This window comes from Corallococcus sp. AB030 (assembly GCF_003668965.1).
Lineage (GTDB): Bacteria > Myxococcota > Myxococcia > Myxococcales > Myxococcaceae > Corallococcus > Corallococcus exiguus.
This window is the reverse complement of the sequence record NZ_RAWQ01000399.1, coordinates 1-3,038: the sequence shown is the minus strand read 5'-3', so window position 1 is coordinate 3,038 and position 3,038 is coordinate 1. Positions and strand designations below refer to the sequence as shown.

At 70.9% G+C, this 3,038-nt stretch carries 4 protein-coding genes; all 4 read right to left on the bottom strand.

Translation table 11 applies throughout. From position 1 onward, the window contains the following. Positions 1-249: 249 nt before the first annotated feature. Positions 250-1,260: an AT hook motif domain protein gene (locus tag D7Y15_RS42940; protein ID WP_121756168.1), complete on the bottom strand. Its 1,011-nt coding sequence runs from the start codon at positions 1,258-1,260 to the stop codon at positions 250-252. An 8-nt stretch (positions 1,261-1,268) separates the two neighbouring features. Beyond that, positions 1,269-2,099 carry a hypothetical protein gene (locus D7Y15_RS42935; RefSeq protein WP_121756167.1) on the bottom strand — a complete coding sequence of 277 codons (831 nt, stop codon included), beginning with the start codon at positions 2,097-2,099 and terminating at the stop codon, positions 1,269-1,271. Continuing rightward, positions 2,075-2,413: a hypothetical protein gene (locus D7Y15_RS42930; RefSeq protein ID WP_121756166.1), complete on the bottom strand. Its 339-nt coding sequence runs from the start codon at positions 2,411-2,413 to the stop codon at positions 2,075-2,077. The genes D7Y15_RS42935 and D7Y15_RS42930 overlap by 25 nt, the downstream gene beginning before the upstream one ends. Continuing rightward, the coding region (locus D7Y15_RS42925) for a 3'-5' exonuclease (protein ID WP_148713036.1) at positions 2,410-3,038 on the bottom strand (629 nt) is incomplete at its 5' end. The genes D7Y15_RS42925 and D7Y15_RS42930, both read right to left, overlap by 4 nt.

Below are 3,038 nucleotides of genomic sequence, written 5' to 3'. Positions count from 1 at the left end.
GGAGTCCGGCCCGCTGGACAGAGTGTGCTTCTGGGCCCGAGTTATGGCCCGGAGCGATACCGCGGCGCTCGAGCACCTAGTGGCTGTCCGCCCTAACCTCGCGAAACTATGAAGGCCGTGGCGCCAGGCGTGTGCCTCCGCGCGCCAGGCAGGAGCTCCACGGGAAAGTGACCAAGCGCGGCCTGGCCCAGCGAAAGTGAACGGCGAAACTGAACGCGAAAGTGTCCGTTCACTTATCGGAGGGCGCTCTCAGACGGGGTCGGCGGGGGCCGCGACGTCCGTTGGAGGATCCACGAGGGCGTCGCCCTTGGGGCAATCCGGGGCGGCTGCGTCGAGGTCCTCGTCGCTGCTCTCCACCACTGCCGCATCCACCTCGCCGCGCTCGGCGGGCGTCGTCTCCCGCGCGGCGCGCAGGGCCTGGGCGTGCCGAGCCTGGAGGCCCTCCAGCGAGAAGGTGGCGTGCAGCTCCTGGCGAGAGTCGGCGCCGCCCTGCACGAACTCCTTCAGGCGCACCATGGTGTTGAAGTCGGTGGGGTTGTCGACGCGCACGCGCCCTTCCGCTAGTGCCTCCTCGAAGCCGAGGAGGTAGCCGTCAATCATCTTCAGGGCGTCGTCCTTGGAGACGGCGATGGCGTTGGCGCGCAGTTCAATCAGCTTCTGGTCCGCCTTGGTGGCGATGCGTGTCTTGGCCTCCTCGCGGCGGCGCAGGCAGTTGTGCTCCCTGGAGTAGTTGGCGACGAGGGAGGTGGCGACACCGAAGCGCTCGGCCAGCTCGCGGTACGAGGCGTAGCTCGTCATGGTGCTGCCATCCGGCAGCGTCTTCACGTCGCCGAAGACGAGCGCGCGGTCCAGCTCCTGGCGGGGGAGGGCGGACTCCTCGGACTTGCGGGGGCGGCCCGTCTTGCGCTTCGGAGGAGGTGGCGCTTCGTCCAGCGCGGGCGTCTCGTCCAGCGCGGGCGTCTCGTCTAGCGCGGGCGTCTCGTCCACCGCGGGCGTCACGGCCGGCTGCTGGCCCGCGAGGAGGCGCTTGCGGCGGACGAGGCAGTCGTGCTGCTGGGCGTACTTGGCGACGGCGCTGTGCGCGACACCGAAGCGCTCGGCCAGTTCGCGCAAAGAGGGGTAGCGCCTTTTCACACGGCCCCGGGTGGTGGGCACCTCCTCGCCTTCCACGAGGAGCTTGTCCACCTCGGCATGGGGCAGCCGAGGGCCTTCGGCCTTGGTGGGGCGCCCCAGCTTCTTGAGGGGCTTCTTCTGGGCCATGCCTTCCCTCAGCAGCCTCCGGAGGGCTGCGGTACCGCGTCCACGGCCTGGGTGCGCAGGCGCTGCATCAGCCGCGTGCGCTGGCGCTTCAGTCGCTGGTACGTCCTCTCGGCCTCGGCGGCGTCGCCCTCGACGAGGCGGCTGACGTAGGCGCGCAGCTTCTCGCGCCGGACGACCGTCGCCATGAGGACCTCGACGTCGCTGCGAGGCAGGGTGGCCTGGGCCAGATGCACCAGCACGGCGTCGCGCTTCACGAAGCTGCGGCGGATGCTGGGCCGCCTGGGGCTCTCCAGCGGAGTGACGGACCGCACGTCGGGCAGCCACTCGGCGAACTGCTCCTGGGTGTACGTCTCGTGCTGCTCCGCGCGCTCCTTGCGCAGGTAACGGAACACCTCGCGCGCCGTCTGCTGGCGCAGGCGGACGGCAGTCCAGTCACCCCAGCGCGAGAGGGGGAAGGCGCGTGCGACGGAGAGGAAGGTGGCGAGGACGAGCTGGTCCAGGTCCTCCCTGGGCACGGCGTTACCGAGGAGGCGGCGGCGCAGGCGACGCAACATGGGGGCGTAGGCGGTGGCGAGGGCCGCCGTCCACACGGGGCTGGAGGAGGCCTGCATTTCGGCCACCAGGGCCCGGGTGAGGGCCTCCCGCTCCGGGTACGTCTCCTCACGCGCGTCAGCCATGGCGGCCTGCACCGATTCGAGTGTGGCATGACGCGCGAAGGCCGGCCGCTGAGTGCGCGCAGCCGCGAAGACAGCCTGGTGCCGAGGGGCGAGCGCCTCCACACGAAGCAAGCCCAGGAGGTGGTCGAAGAAGTCACTCACCGGGGACGTGCCTCCCACCACTCGCGCACCAACTCGAGGAAGTCGTCCAACGGCATGGCGACGAGGGGCGGCTGCCCGTCGTCCTTGCACACAGCCAGCGGCCAGCGGCCCGCCGGGCACGTCTCCAGGGCCTGGCGCAGGGCTTCGCGGACATTGGTGCGCTGGTGGGCCTTGGCCTCCAGCCAGAAGCACGGCACCTCGACGTCCGACACCTCCTGGCCGGTGCGATACTGGAGGCCGCGGCGGATGAGCGCCTCAGGCATGGCTTCGCGGAAGCGGTGGACGAGGGCGCGCTCGAAGTCAGCGCCCTTGCGACGAGAGGAAGCTCCACTCACGAGACACCTCCCGACTCCTCCAGCAGCCGCTCCATGTGCCCGCCACGGGCCATGCGCACCGCGAGGCAGCGGGCCACTTCCAGTGCGCAGCGGGCGTCCGCCATGGCTCGGTGGGGCGTGGGCCGGTGGAGGCCGAAGCGCCTGGCCAGGGCGTTGAGGGAGAGGGACTCCACCTCGCCCGTGGCGAGCAGCGGCCACGCGAGGCTGGCGGTGTCGAGGCGGTGGTAGTCGACGGAGGGCAGAGTCATTTCGGTGCGGCGGTAGCCCTCGACGAGGAAGCCCCAGTCGAAGCTGGTGTTGTGGCCGGCCACGAGGGTGCCAGCCAGGAGAGGCGTCACGGTGGCGAGAACCTCCTGTAGGGGCAGGGCGTCTCGCCACTCTTCGTCGGAGTAGCCGCACACGGCCAGGGCTTCGGGGTGGGCGTCGGCCAGCCGGGTGGGCTGCACGCGGGCTTCGTACTCCGCCAGCACCTTGAGGCTGCGGGCGTCGACGCGGAGGACGGCCACCTCCAGCACTTCGTGCCGGGAGGCATCCAACCCCGTCGTCTCCAAGTCGATGAAGGCGAGCGTCCGCAGGTGCGGCGGGAGGCTCGGGAAGAGCGGTGGGGGGAGGGCAGAGACAGGGG

Excerpts from the sequence above, each read along its gene's own strand:
- D7Y15_RS42940 (WP_121756168.1), bottom strand. The coding sequence starts at position 1,260 with ATGGCCCAGAAGAAGCCCCTCAAGAAGCTGGGGCGCCCCACCAAGGCC.